Annotated in this window: 13 protein-coding genes; 11 read left to right on the top strand and 2 right to left on the bottom strand. The window is 73.5% G+C overall.

What is annotated here, in order from left to right:
• Positions 1-135: 135 nt before the first annotated feature.
• The 3 genes from ACFPIH_RS16060 to ACFPIH_RS16050 all read left to right on the top strand — a co-directional run bounded on the left by ACFPIH_RS16060 (position 136) and on the right by ACFPIH_RS16050 (position 4,198).
• Positions 136-849: a TetR/AcrR family transcriptional regulator gene (locus ACFPIH_RS16060; RefSeq protein ID WP_381172444.1), complete on the top strand. Its 714-nt coding sequence runs from the start codon at positions 136-138 to the stop codon at positions 847-849.
• A gap of 160 nt (positions 850-1,009) precedes the next feature.
• Positions 1,010-1,855 (top strand): oxygenase MpaB family protein, encoded by an 846-nt coding sequence (locus ACFPIH_RS16055; RefSeq protein WP_381172446.1) that lies wholly within the window; start codon positions 1,010-1,012, stop codon positions 1,853-1,855.
• Between the two features lie 54 nt (positions 1,856-1,909).
• Positions 1,910-4,198, top strand: a complete 2,289-nt coding sequence (locus ACFPIH_RS16050; protein WP_381172449.1) for a serine/threonine-protein kinase — start codon at positions 1,910-1,912, stop codon at positions 4,196-4,198.
• Between the two features lie 43 nt (positions 4,199-4,241).
• Here ACFPIH_RS16050 and ACFPIH_RS16045 read toward each other — a convergent pair whose 3' ends face one another.
• Positions 4,242-5,090, bottom strand: coding sequence for an NUDIX hydrolase (locus ACFPIH_RS16045; protein WP_381172452.1), 849 nt, complete (start codon positions 5,088-5,090; stop codon positions 4,242-4,244).
• Positions 5,091-5,115: 25 nt separating this feature from the next.
• Here ACFPIH_RS16045 and ACFPIH_RS16040 point away from each other — a divergent pair, with 25 nt between their 5' ends.
• Positions 5,116-6,678, top strand: coding sequence for a phytoene desaturase family protein (locus ACFPIH_RS16040; RefSeq protein ID WP_381172454.1), 1,563 nt, complete (start codon positions 5,116-5,118; stop codon positions 6,676-6,678).
• A 3-nt stretch (positions 6,679-6,681) separates the two neighbouring features.
• Here ACFPIH_RS16040 and ACFPIH_RS16035 read toward each other — a convergent pair whose 3' ends face one another.
• The gene (locus ACFPIH_RS16035) at positions 6,682-7,467 is read right to left on the bottom strand and encodes an SDR family NAD(P)-dependent oxidoreductase (protein WP_381172456.1); all 786 of its coding nucleotides are present in this window, start codon (positions 7,465-7,467) and stop codon (positions 6,682-6,684) included.
• An 87-nt stretch (positions 7,468-7,554) separates the two neighbouring features.
• On the opposite strand from ACFPIH_RS16035, the gene ACFPIH_RS16030 reads away from it, so the two are divergent.
• The 7 genes from ACFPIH_RS16030 to ACFPIH_RS16000 all read left to right on the top strand — a co-directional run bounded on the left by ACFPIH_RS16030 (position 7,555) and on the right by ACFPIH_RS16000 (position 15,459).
• Positions 7,555-8,421, top strand: a complete 867-nt coding sequence (locus ACFPIH_RS16030; RefSeq protein ID WP_381172458.1) for a helix-turn-helix transcriptional regulator — start codon at positions 7,555-7,557, stop codon at positions 8,419-8,421.
• A 54-nt stretch (positions 8,422-8,475) separates the two neighbouring features.
• Positions 8,476-9,585 carry an NAD(P)H-dependent flavin oxidoreductase gene (locus ACFPIH_RS16025; protein ID WP_381172460.1) on the top strand — a complete coding sequence of 370 codons (1,110 nt, stop codon included), beginning with the start codon at positions 8,476-8,478 and terminating at the stop codon, positions 9,583-9,585.
• Positions 9,582-11,141, top strand: coding sequence for an acyl-CoA synthetase (locus ACFPIH_RS16020; RefSeq protein ID WP_381172462.1), 1,560 nt, complete (start codon positions 9,582-9,584; stop codon positions 11,139-11,141). Before ACFPIH_RS16025 ends, ACFPIH_RS16020 begins: the two co-directional genes overlap by 4 nt.
• Positions 11,142-11,190: 49 nt before the next feature.
• Complete coding sequence (locus ACFPIH_RS16015) at positions 11,191-12,282, top strand: sensor histidine kinase (protein WP_381172464.1); 1,092 nt, start codon at positions 11,191-11,193, stop codon at positions 12,280-12,282.
• Positions 12,279-12,938: a response regulator gene (locus tag ACFPIH_RS16010; RefSeq protein WP_381172466.1), complete on the top strand. Its 660-nt coding sequence runs from the start codon at positions 12,279-12,281 to the stop codon at positions 12,936-12,938. Before ACFPIH_RS16015 ends, ACFPIH_RS16010 begins: the two co-directional genes overlap by 4 nt.
• An 89-nt stretch (positions 12,939-13,027) precedes the next feature.
• Positions 13,028-13,951 carry a hypothetical protein gene (locus tag ACFPIH_RS16005; protein ID WP_381172468.1) on the top strand — a complete coding sequence of 308 codons (924 nt, stop codon included), beginning with the start codon at positions 13,028-13,030 and terminating at the stop codon, positions 13,949-13,951.
• Positions 13,948-15,459 (top strand): acyl-CoA synthetase, encoded by a 1,512-nt coding sequence (locus ACFPIH_RS16000; RefSeq protein WP_381172471.1) that lies wholly within the window; start codon positions 13,948-13,950, stop codon positions 15,457-15,459. The genes ACFPIH_RS16005 and ACFPIH_RS16000 overlap by 4 nt, the downstream gene beginning before the upstream one ends.
• Positions 15,460-15,479 lie beyond the last annotated feature (20 nt).

Here is a 15,479-nt window from a genome sequence, read left to right as displayed (position 1 = left end):
GGGGAGGGGACGGGGGAAGAGCCGCGCGGGACTGTGATGGAACACCTGGTGTCCGTCTTGCGTCAATCCCGTTGACATAAGGGTGGCGGTCCCCTTCACTGCCGGTACGCCGCCCCGACCGACAGGAGCCCCGCAATGACCACCCGAGTCCCGCAGGAGCGCAGACGCCGTCGGCCCACCCGCTCGGGAGTGCTGCTGTCGGAGGAACTGATCGTGGAGACCGCCCTGCGGCTGATCGGCGAGCACGGTCCGGAGGCGCTCAGCGTGCGTCGGCTCGGCACCGCCCTCGGCTGCGACCCCAGCGCCCTCTACCGCTACTTCCACGGCACCGACGACCTGGTCCTCGCCGTCGCCGACCGCATCATCGGCGACGCCATGGCGGGCTTCGCCCCCGGGGACGACTGGGTGGCCGCACTGCGCGAGATGGCCGTGCGGGTCCGCGCCGGATACCTCGCACACCCCCGCGCCGCAGCCTTCGCCTCCTACCGGGTGACCCGCCGCGAGAACGAGATCCGCGCGGTGGAGACCGGGATCGGCCTGCTGCTCTCCGCGGGTTTCGGACCGGCCGATGCGGCGCGCCTGTATCTGACGTTCATCGACACCGTGCTCGGCCACGCGGCCATGGACGCCGCGTTCCAGGCACTCCCGCCACAGCAGCGTGAGTCCGATCACCAGGCATGGAGCGAGGTCTACCAGGGGCTGGACCCCGTCTCGCATCCCGCGCTGACCGCCGTGCGCCAGGAACTGCACACCATGCGGGACAGCTCCTTCGAGGAGGCGGTCGACCTTCTGCTGGAGGCGCTGGCGGCCCGTGCACCGGGACGGCGGCCCCAGGAACCCCTCGGTTGACGCGCCGCCGTTGGTTCGGCTTCGGCGCCCTGGGAAGGATCCGCGGAAGGGGGGTGCCGTTGCGGCAGGCGGAGGCGGAGGGGGCGACTTTGCAGTGCGGGGCAGAAAGGTCCACGAATCCGAACCGATGCGCGGGGCGGCTGTGGTCACGACGGCCGGCATGACGCGCGACGAAGGACTGTTCGGCGTCGAGTCCGTGGCCTGGCAGGCGCACGGTGACCCGATGATGTGGGTCGCCGGTATCCGCGCGCTCTACCTCCAGGCGCTCCACCCCCGTGCCGTGCGCGGGGTCATGGAGAACTCCGACTTCCGGCGCGACGCCTGGGGCCGGCTCATGAGCATCGCGAACTTCGTCGGCACCACGACGTACGGCACGAGTGAGGCCGCCGAGAAGGCCGGCGCCCGCGTCCGCAAGATCCACCGCATGCTCTCGGCCACCGACCCCGACACCGGCGAGCGGTACCCGGTGGACGAACCCGAGCTGCTGCTGTGGGTGCACTGCGCCGAGATCGACTCCTATGTGCACGTCCTGCGCCGCTCCGGCTATCCCCTCACCGACGCCGCCGTCGACCGGTACCTGTCCGAACACCGGGTCAGCGCGCGCCTGGTGGGCCTGGACCCGGAAGGCGTACCCACCGACCGGGCCGAGCTGGCGGCGTACTTCGCGAAGACGCGCCCCGAACTCGCCGTGGGAGCGGACGCACGCGCGGTGGACGACTTCCTGCTCCGCCCGCCGACGCACCCCCTGCTCGTCCCGGCGCGCGCACTGGTGTGGCGGCGCGTGGCGCGGTTGGCGTACGCCTCCCTGCCGCCGTACGCCCACGAGCTGTACGGCAGACGCGCGCCGCGACCCGCGACCGTCACCCGGGATTTGCGCGCCGCCGGCACCCTGCTGCGCTGGGTTCCCGCGCGGGTGCGCTGGCAACTCCCGCCCAAGCACATACTGCGCGCCATGGCGAGACTCGGCCCGGAAGCCCGCCCGGCCCCGTACAAAGTCGGACGATAGACCGTCATACTGGACGAGCCAGGGGAGGGCCGGACATCACGGGGGCGGCACACTATGGCGGACAGCAGGCTGCTCCAGGACCGGTACCGGCTCCTCGAGCTGATCGGGCGCGGCGGTATGGGCGAGGTGTGGCGTTCGCGCGACGAGTCCCTCGGCCGGCTGGTCGCGGTGAAGTGTCTCAAACCGCTCGGCCCGCACCACGATCCCGCCTTCGCGCGCGTGCTGCGTGAACGGTTCCGGCGCGAGGCCCGGGTGGCCGCCGCGCTCCAGCACCGCGGGATCACCGTGGTGCACGACTTCGGCGAGTCCGACGGCGTCCTCTTCCTGGTGATGGAGCTCCTCGACGGCCTCAACCTGTGCCAGCTCCTCGACGACAACGAGCGCCGGCCGCTGCCCGTCCCGGACGTGGTCGAGATCGCCGACCAGGTCGCCGCCGCCCTCGCCTACACCCACCGGCAGGGCATCGTGCACCGCGACCTGAAACCGGCGAACATCGTGCGGCTCGCCGACGGCACCGTGAAGATCTGCGACTTCGGCATCGCCCGCCTCGGCCACGACATCGGCTTCACCTCCCGCCTCACCGGCACCGGCATCGCGATGGGCACCCCGCACTACATGTCCCCCGAGCAGATCGGCGGGGACGAGGTCGACCAGCGCAGCGACCTGTACTCGCTGGGCTGCGTCCTGTACGAACTCGCCACCGGGGCACCGCCGTTCGACCTCGACGACCCCTGGGCGATCCTCATCGGGCACCGCGACACCCCGCCCCGGCCCGCCCGCGAGCACCGGGCCGACCTGCCCGACTACCTCGACCGGATCATCCTCGACCTGCTGGCGAAGACACCGGGCGGACGGCCGTACGACGCACGGGAACTGGGCCGCCGCATCACCGAGGGCCGGACCACGCCCGCCGCCCTGCCGGCCCTGGTCACCACCCGCCCGGAGTCCGCCGAGCGGCTGCCGTCCTGGACGAGCGGAATGACCGCAGGGCCGGAAGTCCCCCCGGCCGCCCCGGCGCGGCTGCCGTCCTGGACCCGTGGGATGACCACCGGCCACAAGGCGATCGGAGCGACCGGTACGACCGGCACGGGTCTGCCCACCGCGGCCCTCGACGCCGGCGCGGCCCTGACCGGCGAGTGGATCCCCCGCCCCGCCCTCGGCGCGGCGCCGACGGCACCCGTCCCGGACGCCCCCTCCGCGCGGACGCTCATCGCGCTCGCCGCCCGCCACAACGCCGGCCTCAGCCTCGGCCGGCTCGGCCGCTGGACCGAAGCCGGGGAGGCACACCGCGCGGTCGCCGCCGAACGCTCCCACCTCCTCGGCCCCGACCACCCCGACACCCTCGCCAGCCGCTACGAGGTCGCCCACACGCTCAGCCGCACCGGCCGCGCCGCCGACGCCCTGCGCGAGTACCAGGACGTGGCCGTCGCCCGCACCCGCACCCTCGGCGCCGACCACCCGGACACCCTCGCCGCCCGCCAGGAGACGGCCTACGTCCTCGGCCGCCTCGGCCGTCACTTCGACGCCCACCAGATCTACACGGCGGTCCTCGCGGCACGGGAGCGCACGGCCGGCGCCGACCACCCCGACACCCTGCGCTGCCGCCACAACCTCGCCTTCAACCTCAGCAGGCTCGGGCGCCTCGAGGAGTCGTACCGCATGGCGCGGGAGGTGGCCGACGCACGGTCCCGGACCCTGGGCCCCGACCACCCGGACACCCTCCTCACCCGCTACGAAGTCGCCTATGCCCTGGGCCAGTTGGGCCGCTGGCCGGAAGCCCTGGAGACCTACCGTGAGGTCGCCGGGGCCCGCGCCCGCGCGCTCGGCCCCGACCATCCCGACACCCTCGCCGCCCGCTACGAGACCGGCATCAGCCTGGGCCGGCTCGGCCGCAGCGCGGAGGCACTCCAGCACTACCGCGCCCTGGTCGACGACCGCACCCGGGTGAGCGGTCCCACCGACCCCGAGACCCTCCGCGCCCGCCACGGACTCGGCGTCAACCTCGGCCGCCTGGGCCGCTGGGAGGAGGCCCTCGCCGAGTCCCGGGACGTGTGCGCGCTCCGCGAGCAGGTACTGGGCCCCGACCATCCGGACACCCTGGTCTCCCGCCGCGAGGTCGCCGTCGGCCTGGGCTGGCTGGCCCGTTGGGCCGACGCCCTGACCGAGTACCGCCGCGTCGCCACGGCCCGCGAACGCCTCCTGGGCCCGGACCACCCCGACACCCTCACCGCCCGCGGCGACGAGGCCCACTGCCTGGAACGCCTCGGCCGAACCGCCGACGCGACGGCCCTGCGCCGCAGCCTGGCGGCACTTCGGGAACGCCGCGCGGCGGACGGAGGGTGAGCGCGGGCTCGGCGGGACTACCCGCGGGCCCGCGTGAGGCGGGTCAGGGCCAGCCGAGTTCCGTGTAGTGCCGGCCGGTGCGGATTCCGTCGATCGCCTCCCGTGCGTAGCCGACCATCGGGTCGGGGAGCGCGTCCAGGGGCCACCAGTCCCAGCTGACGCACTTGTCCGGCTCCAGCAGGCGCGGCTCGCCCCGCCAGCGTGCGGCGCGGAACACGAGCTGGAGGCGGGGGCGCGGGCCGTGGGCGTGGACGACGTGCGCCAGTTCCACGTCCGCCGCGTCGATCTCCAGCCCGGCCTCCTCCCGGGCCTCCCGGACCAGACAGGCGACGGCCGACTCCCGTTCGCAGTGCCCGGCCAGGAAGTGGTGGGTCAGGGGCGCGAACTCGGCGTCCGGGTGGCGCAGGCCGAGCAGGATCCTGCCGTCGCGCTCCAGATAGAGATGGACGCCGACGACGTTGGGCACGGTCCGCCGCACCCGCACGGTCCCGTCGCCCCGGTGCCGGGCGAGCACCTCGGCCGCCCATGGCGCGATCGTCAGGTATGCGGTGGTCGCCACGTCGAAGAAGGCGAACATGATGCCCTCGGTGACCGGCAGCCGGGAGGGATCGCCCTCCCAACTCCCCAGGAACACCGTGGTGTCGTCGATGACCATGAAACGGGTCATCCCCTCGATCACCAGCCCCGTCTCCTCGAGGAGCTCCCGCGCGATCCCCTCCTCCGGCGTCTCGTCCCCCTCCAGCGCACCGCCGGGCAGCGACCACGTGCCCGGGTCGAAGATCGGTTTGTACGCGTCACGCAGATGCAGCAGGTACTGTCCCCGCCGGTTGACCAGCAGTGCGGCCGTGTGGCCCGGCTCGGTGCCCATCGGGTCCCCCCTCGTGTTCGACACGCAGTGGATCGTGTTACGAAGAACCATGCCTGCACACGAGGGACACCACACCTACGACGCCGTCGTCGTCGGCGGCGGCCACAACGGCCTGGTCGCCGCCGCCTACCTGGCCCGGGCCGGCCGGTCCGTGCTGGTGCTGGAACGGCTCGACCACACCGGCGGCGCCGCCGTCTCCACCCGCCCCTTCACCGGGGTCGACGCCCGGCTGTCGCGCTACTCCTACCTGGTCAGCCTGCTCCCGCAGAAGATCGTGCGGGACCTGGGGCTGCGGTTCCGCGTCCAGGGGCGCACCATCTCGTCGTACACCCCGGTCGAGCGTGACGGCGGCCCGACCGGGCTGCTCGTCGGCGGCGGCGAGGAACGGACCCGGGCGGCCTTCGCCCGGCTGACCGGCGGGGAGCGGGAGTACGCCGCCTGGCAGCGCTTCTACGCCATGACGGGCCGCGTCGCCCAGCGGGTCTTCCCCACGCTCACCGAGCCCCTGCCCACCCGTGACGAACTGCGCCTGCGCATCGACGACGAGGAGGCGTGGCGGACCCTCTTCGAGGAGCCGATCGGGGTCGCCGTCGAGGAGCGCTTCACGGACGACCTGGTCCGGGGCGTGGTCCTCACCGACGCCCTCATCGGCACCTTCGCCGACGCCCACGACCCCTCACTCAAGCAGAACCGCTGCTTCCTCTACCACGTCATCGGCGGCGGCACCGGCGCCTGGGACGTGCCCGTCGGCGGCATGGGCGCCCTGACGGACGCGCTGGCCGCCGCGGCACGGGACGCCGGTGCCGTCATCGCCACCGGCCACGAGGCCGTACACATCGCCACCGACGGCCGCGGTGCCGAGGTCACCTACCGCACCGCCGACGGCGAGGGCGTCGCCGCCGCCCGGCACGTCCTCGTGAACGCCTCCCCGCAGCAGCTCGCCGCCCTCACCGGCGGCGAACCGCCCGCCCCCGCCGAGGGCGCCCAGCTGAAGGTGAACATGCTGCTCGAGCGGCTGCCGAGGCTGAGGGACACGTCCGTGGACCCGCGCGAGGCGTTCGCCGGCACCTTCCACATCGCGGAGGGCTACGAACAGCTCGCCGCCGCCCACGCCCAGGCCGCCGCCGGTGAACTTCCCGCCGCCCCGCCCTCCGAGATCTACTGCCACTCCCTGACCGACCCGACGATCCTCGGCCCGGACCTGGTGGCACAGGGCTACCAGACCCTGACCCTGTTCGGCCTCCACACCCCGGCCCGCCTGTTCGAGCGGCACAACGACGCCGTACGCGAGGAACTCCTCAAGGCCACCCTCGCCCAGCTCGACGCCCACCTCGCCGAGCCGCTCGCCGACTGCCTCGCCACCGACGCCGACGGCCGTCCCTGCATCGAGGCGAAGTCCCCGCTCGACCTGGAACGCGACCTGGGCCTGCCCGGCGGCAACATCTTCCACCGCGACCTCTCCTGGCCCTACGCCCAGGAGGACACCGGCCGCTGGGGGGTGGAAACCCCGCACCCCAACATCCTGCTGTGCGGCGCGGGCGCGGTACGAGGCGGAGGCGTGAGCGGCGTACCGGGCCACAACGCGGCGATGGCGGTACTGGAGGCCGGCTGAGCGCTACGCCCGCATGCCCCCGTCCACCCGAAGGACCGTACCCGTCACATAGGACGCCCGGTCGCTGAGCAGCCAAGCCGCCGCCTCGGCGACCTCCTCGGGTGCGGCAGCCCGCCGCAGCGGCGTCTGCGCGTTGAGGAGGCCGACGATCCCGGGGGACTTCGCCTCCCACTCCTGGATCATCTCGGTGAGCGTGGTGCCGGGGGCGATGGCGTTCACCCGGATGCCCTCCGGGCCGTACGTCGCCGCCGCCGACGCGGTCAGGCTGTTCAGCGCCCGCTTCCCCGCGCCGTACGCGGGCAGCGCCGGGTTGGCCCCGAGGCTGCCGACGCTCGACGTGTTCACGATGGCCCCGCTGCCCGCGGTGGCCCGGATCGCGGCGATCTCGGCGTTCATGGCCAGCCAGGGGCCCTTGAGGTTGACCGCGTACAGGCGGTCGAACTCGGCCTCGGACATCTCGTCCATCGGGCCGGGCGCCGACTGGGCGACGGCCGCGTTGTTGAAGGCGACGTCGAGCCTGCCGTACAGCTCGACCGCCCGGTCCACGGCGGCCCGCACGCTCACCGCGTCGGCGACGTCGCAGCGGATGTGGTCGGCGGTGCCGCCGGCCGCGCGGATCTCCTCGGTGACCGCCTTCAGCTGGGCCTCGGTGCGGGAGGCGAGGAGCACCCGGGCGCCCTCGCGGGCGAACAGCCGGGCGGCAGCCGCGCCGATGCCCCGGCCGGCGCCGGTGATGAAGGCGACCTTGTCGGTGAGCAGCCCCGGGGTCGTGAGTGAGGTGTTGTTCATGCCGTCGAGCCTGTGTCCTTCCGCCGGGCCCAACCAGGCACCGGCGGTACCTGGCTGCGCCCACCCGCCCCGCCGCACACTGGAGGCGTGGACCGACGACAACTGGCCGATTTCCTGCGCGGTCGACGCGAACGCATCACCCCCGCCGACGTGGGGTTCCCCGCCGGGCGGCGGCGCCGTACGCCGGGGCTGCGGCGCGAGGAGGTGGCGCAGCTGGCGTACATCTCCACCGAGTACTACACCCGCCTGGAACAGGCCCGCGCCCCGCGCCCCTCCCGCGAGGTGCTCGCGCAGGTCGCCCGCGCCCTGCGCCTGTCGGACGCCGAACGCGACCACCTCCACCACCTCGCGGGCACCCCGCAGGGACCGCCGCCCGGTCCCTCGCGCGAGGTGCGGCAGAGCATCGTCGACCTCCTCGACCGGCTGCCGCAGGCCGCCGTGATCGTCCTGTCGGCCGCCTACGAGGTCATCGCCTGGAACGGCCTGGGCGCCGCGCTGATGGCGGCCGACTTCTCCGCCCTGCCGCGCCGCGACCGCAACCTCGCCCGGCGGACCTTCCTCCGGCCGGACGGCGCAGGCGTCCGGCTGCGCGACCCGGCCGGGGCCGCCGCGTTCGCGCGGACGGTCGCCCTGCATCTGCGCGCCGCCGCGGCCCGCTACCCCGACGACCCCGAGCTGACCGGGCTGGTCCGCGAACTCCGCTCCGGGAGCCGCGCGTTCGCCGAGCTGTGGGCCGCCCACGAGGTGACCCCGCCGCCCGCCCTGCGCAAGACCTTCGACCACCCCGTCGTCGGCGTGATCACCGTCAACTGCGACGTCCTCGACATCGCCGACCAGGACCAGCGGGTCGTCATCTACACCGCCGCCCCCGGCTCGCCCGCCGAGGAGGCCCTGCGGCTGCTGTCCGTCATCGGCACCCAGCGGCTCGACAACGAGTCCGGCGCAAGAATCTGACGGTCTATCAGAAAAACCCTTCCGTCGTTCGGAGGACTGCGGCATCCTGCGCCCATGCAGACGGAGCTGAGCAATCAACTGGGAATCGAGCACGCCGTCTTCGGCTTCACGCCGTTCCCCGCCGTCGCCGCGGCCATCAGCCGCGCCGGCGGCTTCGGCGTGCTCGGCGCGGTCCGCTACACCGCCCCCGACGACCTCAAACGCGACCTCGACTGGATCGAGGCGCATGTCGACGGACGGCCGTACGGACTCGACGTCGTGATGCCCGCGAAAAAAGTGGAGGGCGTCACCGAGGCCGACGTCGAGGCGATGATCCCCGAGGATCACCGGCAGTTCGTACAGGACACCCTCGCCAAGTACGGCGTCCCCGAACTGGCCGAGGGCGAGGCCTCCGGCTGGCGGATCACGGGCTGGATGGAGCAGGTCGCCCGCAGCCAGCTCGACGTCGCCTTCGACTACCCGATCCGGCTCCTCGCCAACGCCCTGGGCTCCCCGCCCGCCGACGTCGTCGCCCGCGCCCACGAGCAGAACGTGCTGGTCGCCGCGCTCGCCGGCAGCGCCCGGCACGCCCGCAAGCACCAGGAGGCGGGCATCGACATCGTCGTGGCACAGGGCTACGAGGCCGGCGGGCACACCGGTGAGATCGCCTCGATGGTGCTCACCCCGGAGGTCGTGGACGCCGTCGACCCGCTGCCCGTCCTCGCGGCCGGCGGCATCGGCAGCGGACGGCAGGTCGCCGCGGCCCTCGCGCTCGGCGCCCAGGGCGTCTGGCTCGGTTCCCTCTGGCTGACCGTCGCCGAGGCCGACCTGCACTCGTCCGCCCTCACCCGCAAACTCCTCGCGGCAGGCTCCGGCGACACGGTCCGCTCCCGCGCCCTCACCGGGAAACCCGCACGCCAGCTGCGTACCGAATGGACCGACGCCTGGGACGATCCCGACGGACCCGGCACCCTCCCCATGCCCCTCCAGGGCCTGCTCGTCGCGGAGGCGGTCTCCCGCATCCAGAAGTACGAGGTCGACCCGCTGCTCGGCACGCCCGTCGGGCAGATCGTCGGCCGGATGAACGAAGTCCGCGGCGTCCAGGCGGTCTTCGACGACCTCACCCGCGGCTTCGAGCAGGCCGTGGACCGCGTCAACCGCATCGCCGGAAGGAGCGGCCAGTGACGAGCACGAGCACACCCCCCGCGGGCTTCTGGGCCCAGGCCACCGCCGACCCCGACCGCCTGGTCCTGGTCGCCCCCGACGGCGAGGAGTGGACCGCCGGACGCCTGCACGCCGCCGCCAACCGACTCGTGCACGGGCTGCGCGCGGCCGGGATGGAACGCGGCGACGCCTTCGCCGTCGTCCTGCCCAACTCGGCCGAGTTCTTCACCGCCCATCTCGCCGCCACCCAGGCCGGGTTCTACCTCGTCCCCGTCAACCACCACTTCGTCGCCCCGGAGATCGCCTGGATCGTCTCCGACTCCGGCGCCAAGGTCCTCATCGCGCACGAGCGCTTCGCCGACGAGGTCCGCCGCGCCGCCGACGAGGCCGCCCTGCCCACGAGCCACCGGTACGCCGTCGGCGCGATCGAGGGCTTCCGCCCGTACCCCGAACTCCTCGACGGACAACCGGAGTCGGCGCCCGAGGACCGCACCCTCGGCTGGGTCATGAACTACACCTCCGGCACGACGGGCCGCCCGCGCGGCATCCGGCGCCCGCTGCCCGGCAAGCTCCCCGAGGAGGCCTACCTGGGCGGCTTCCTCGGCTTCTTCGGCGTCCGGCCGTTCGACGACAACGTGCACCTGGTCTGCTCACCGCTGTACCACACGGCGGTCCTCCAGTTCGCGGGATCCTCCCTGCACATCGGCCACCGCCTCGTCCTGATGGACAAGTGGACCCCCGAGGAGATGCTCCGCCTCATCGACACCCGACACTGCACCCACACCCACATGGTCCCCACCCAGTTCCACCGGCTCCTCGCCCTCCCGGAGGCCACCAGGCAGGCGTACGACGTCTCGTCCATGCGGCACGCCATCCACGGCGCAGCGCCCTGCCCGGACCACGTCAAGCGGGCGATGATCGACTGGTGGGGCGACTGCGTGGAGGAGTACTACGCGGCCAGCGAGGGCGGCGGCGCCTTCGCCACGGCGGAGGACTGGCTGAAGAAGCCCGGCACCGTCGGAAAGGCCTGGCCCATCAGCGAGTTGGCGATCTTCGACGACGACGGCAACCGCCTCCCGGCCGGTGAACTCGGCACGGTCTACATGAAGATGAGCACCGGCGGATTCGCGTACCACAAGGACGAGGCGAAGACGAGGAAGAACCGCATCGGGGACTTCTTCACCGTCGGCGACCTCGGCGTCCTCGACGAGGAGGGCTATCTCTTCCTGCGCGACCGCAAGATCGACATGATCATCTCGGGCGGCGTCAACATCTACCCGGCCGAGATCGAGTCCGCCCTCCTCTCCCACCCGGCCGTCGCCGACGCCGCCGCCTTCGGGATCCCGCACGACGACTGGGGCGAGGAGGTCAAGGCGGTCGTCGAACCGGCCCCCGGCCACACACCGGGAGCGGACCTCGCCGCCGCCCTCCTCGCCCACTGCGCCGACCGTCTGGCCGGCTACAAGCGCCCCAAGTCCGTCGACTTCATCGCCGAGATGCCCCGCGACCCCAACGGCAAGCTGTACAAGCGGCGGCTGCGGGAGCCTTACTGGGAGGGGCGCACCCGCCCAGTGTGATACTGAAACCCCGTCGGGTGCGGCGGGGTGATCGACGGGGGAGTGGGCCGTGCGACTGCCGCTGGGGGCCCGTGAGTTGGGGCCGGCCGTCGGTATGACGGCGGCCATGGTGGCGGTCCGGCTCGGCCCGCGCCCGGAGACCGACGGCCCGCTGCCGCTGGCGTTCGCCTTCGCGGTCGTCATCGCCGGGAGTCTGGCCGTGCGCCGCCGCCTTCCGCTGACCGCGTACGCGGTCGGTACGGCGGGGCTCGCCGCCGAGGCCCTGACGGTGGGGCCCGGTCCGCTGACCCCGGTGGCGAACCTCATCGGCGTGTACTACGTGGGCCTCTGCGCCACCCCGCGCAGGGCCCGGCTCGGCGCCCTGCTCGTCCTGCCCGGTGTGCTGGCCTACTTCGCGCCCGAGGACGCCCCCGCCTCGGTACCGGTCGCCGTCGTCTTCGTATGGCTGCTGGTGTGGGCGGCCGGTCACGGGACGGCGCGCAGGGACCGGGAGGCGGAGGAGCGCAGGACGGCGCAGCGCCGGGAGGCCGTGCTCGCCGAACGGGTGCGGATCGCGCGCGAACTGCACGACGTCGTCGGACACTCCGTGAACGCCATGCTGGTCCAGGCGGGCGCCGCCCGGGTGGTGCTCGACACCCGGCCCGAGCGGACCCGTGAACTGCTGACCGGCGTCGAGCGCACCGGCCGGGACGCCCTCGCCGAACTCGACCGACTGCTCGGCCTCCTGCGCGCCGACGACGGTCCGTCCGCCGACGGCCCGCCCCAGGACGACCCCTGCGGACTCGGCCGGCTGGTGCGCACGCTCGCCGACGCGGGCATGGCGGTCCGGCTGCACATCACGCCGGACGCCGGTGAACTGCCGCCGCACATCCGGACGTCCGTGCACCGAATCGTGCAGGAGGCGCTGACCAACGCGCTGCGGCACGGCCGCGCCCGCGCCGCCGAGGTCACGGTCGGCCGCCGGGAGAACACGCTGTTCATACGGATCGTCGACCAGGGCGACGGACCCGCCCCGCACTACCGGCCGGGCCGTGGCCTGCGCGGCATCGGCGAACGCGCCGCCGCCCTCGGCGGGCACGTCGAGCACGGGCCGGGCGACCACGGCGGGTTCGCCCTGAGCGTCGGAGTACCGCTGCCATGACCCCGCGCGTCCTGCGCGTCCTGCTGGCCGACGACGACCCCCTGCTGCGGACCGGCGTCGCGGTCGTGCTCGAAGCCGCCGGCATCGACGTCGTGGGCGAGGCCGGCGACGGCGTACGGGCGGTCGGGCTGTGCCGCGAACTGGCCCCGGACGTCGTCCTGATGGACGTACGCATGCCCGGCTGTGACGGCATCGAGGCCACCGCCCGCATCGTGGACGCGGGTCTCACCACCCGGGTGCTCGTGCTGACGACGTTCCCCGACGACGCGTACGTGTGGCGGGCCCTGCGCGCGGGCGCCCACGGCTTCCTCCTCAAACGCGCCGAACCCGAAAGGCTCGTGGACGCCGTCCGCACGGTCGCCGCCGGACACACCCTGCTGGACCCGCTGGTCACCAGGCCCCTCGTGGACCGCCTCGTCACCGACGACCGGACCCCGCGCCCCGCGCCCGACGACCCCCGGCTGCGGCGGCTGACCTCCCGCGAGGCGCAGATCCTGCGGCTGATCGCCGAGGGGCTGTCGAACGCGGAACTCGCCGATCTGCTCGTGATCGCCGAGTCGACCGTGAAGACCCACGTCAAACGGATCCTGCACAAGATCGACGCCCGCGACCGGGCGGGCGCCGTCGTCATCGCCTACCGCTCCGGCCTCGTATGAGGGCCTGACGTACCCCCGTGGGGGGACGCCCCGCGCCGGACGCCGCCCTACCGTCGGCACGCGGACGGCGAGAGGGCGGGGGTGCGCGCATGAACGCGCTGGGTGGGCTCGCGGACGAGGTGTGGCGTGCCGTGCGGCCCGTCGACCGGTACCAGCGGCTGCTGTGGTGGTGCGGGACCGCGATGGTGGCGTCCGGCGCGGTGCACGGCGTGGTGGCCGTGGTCGACTTCGCGCCCTGGTGGGGGCCGGTGTCCTGGCGGAAGCCGGTCGTGTTCGGGGTGTCCTTCGGCCTGATGGCGTGGGCCGTGGTCTGGATCCTGCGGCAGTTGCCCGCCCGCTGGTGGGTACGGACCGGCGCGGGACTGGTCGTCTTCAGCTCCGTGGGCGAGGCCGTCCTCATCACCGCCCAGCGCTGGCGCGGCACGGCGTCCCACTTCAACCAGGCCACCGACACCGACGCCGAGATCTGGTCCCTGATCGGCAACCTCGTCCTCCTGCTGGTCCTCGGTGTCGTGGTGCTGCTCGTCGCCGCCCTCGTACGCTTCGACGGCGGTGCCGCCTCCCGGGTCGCGGTGCTGGTCGGACTGGTCGCCGTCCTGGCGGCCGGGGCCGTCGGGCAGAAGATGGCCGCCATCGGCGAGAAGGCGTTCGACGACACGGGACACGTCCCGTACGAGGTGCTCTTCGGGCCCGCCGGCAGCGCCAAACTGGCCCACGCCGTAGGTCTGCACGGTCTGCAACTCCTCGCCCTGCTGGCGATCCTGTGCGAGTCGGGACGCCTCGGCCGACGCGCGGCGGGCGCCGTGACGGGCGCGGCGGCCCTCGGCTACGCCGCCGCCCTCGCCGCGATCACCGTCACGGCCTACGACGGACGCGCGCCCCTCCACCCCACCCCCGCCATGGCCGTGCTGCTGTGCGCCGGCGTGCTGATCGTGGCGGCGGCCGGCGGCGTGGCCGTCGCGCGGCGACGACTTGACCTCCCCCGGCGCCCGCAAGAGGATCATGTGCCATGACGCCCGGACACGGCAGTACCGGCAGTACCGTCGGCGGGACGCTGCGGCGCAGCGCCCGCCGCACCCCGGCCCGCGTCGCGGTCGAGTACCGCGACCGCACCTGGACCTACGAGCAGCTCGACGACGCCGTCTCCCGCGCGGCGGCCGTCCTGCTCGCCCAGGGACTCGCCCCCGGCGACCGGGTCGGTGCCTACGGCCACAACTCCGACGCCTACCTCGTCGCCTTCCTCGCCTGCGCCCGCGCGGGCCTGGTCCACGTCCCCGTCAACCAGAACCTCACCGGCGAGGACCTCGCGTACATCGTCGGCCAGTCCGGCAGCACGCTCGTCCTGACCGACCCGGACCTCGTGGACCGACTCCCGGACGGCGTACGGACGTTGCCCCTGCGTGACGCCGACGACTCGCTGCTCGCCCGGCTGCCCGGCACCGAGCCGTACGACGGTCCCGAGGCGCGCGGCGAGGAGCTGGTGCAGCTGCTGTACACCTCCGGTACGACGGCCCGGCCCAAGGGCGCGATGATGACCCACCGGGCGCTGGTCCACGAGTACCTCAGCGCCATCGCCGCCCTCGACCTCAGCGCCGGCGACCGCCCCGCCCACTCCCTGCCGCTCTACCACTCGGCCCAGATGCACGTCTTCCTGGTGCCCTACCTCGCGGTCGGCGCCACCAACCTCATCCTCGACGCGCCCGACGGCGACCGCCTCCTCGACCTGATCGAGGAGGGGCGCGTCGACAGCCTCTTCGCCCCGCCGACCGTCTGGATCGGCCTCGCGGGCCGCCCCGACTTCGCCACCCGCGACCTGAGCGGGCTGCGCAAGGCGTACTACGGCGCGTCGATCATGCCGGTGCCCGTCCTGGAGCGGCTGCGCGAACGCCTCCCCAAGCTCGGCTTCTACAACTGCTTCGGGCAGAGCGAGATCGGCCCGCTCGCCACCGTCCTCGCGCCCGACGAGCACAAGGGCCGCATGGACTCCTGCGGCCGGACGGTCCTCTTCGTGGACGCCCGGGTCGTCGACGAGAACGGCGAGGACGTCCCCGACGGCACCCCCGGCGAGATCGTCTACCGCTCCCCGCAGCTGTGCGAGGGCTACTGGGAGAAGCCCGAGGAGACCGCCGAGGCCTTCCGGGACGGCTGGTTCCACTCCGGCGACCTCGCCGTCCGCGACGCCCACGGCTACTTCACGATCGTCGACCGGGTGAAGGACGTCATCAACTCCGGTGGCGTGCTGGTGGCCTCACGCCAGGTCGAGGACGCGCTGTACACCCACGAGGCGGTCGCGGAGGCCGCGGTGATTGCCCTGCCCCACGAGAAGTGGATCGAGGCGGTCACCGCCGTGGTCGTCCCGCGCGGCGAGGTCACCGAGGACGAGCTCATCGCCCACGCCCGCGAGCGGCTCACCTCCTTCAAGGCGCCGAAACGGGTGATCTTCGTGGACGAACTGCCGCGCAACGCGAGCGGGAAGATCCTGAAGCGGGAACTGCGGGACCGGTTCGGTCATACGGCCTGACGACCCAAGAAGTCCGGTTC

Source organism: Streptomyces vulcanius (genome assembly GCF_042653945.1).
Classification (GTDB): Bacteria; Actinomycetota; Actinomycetes; order Streptomycetales; family Streptomycetaceae; genus Streptomyces; species Streptomyces mangrovi.
The sequence above is the reverse complement of the archived record's forward strand: the minus strand, read 5'-3'. Positions and strand labels throughout refer to the sequence as shown.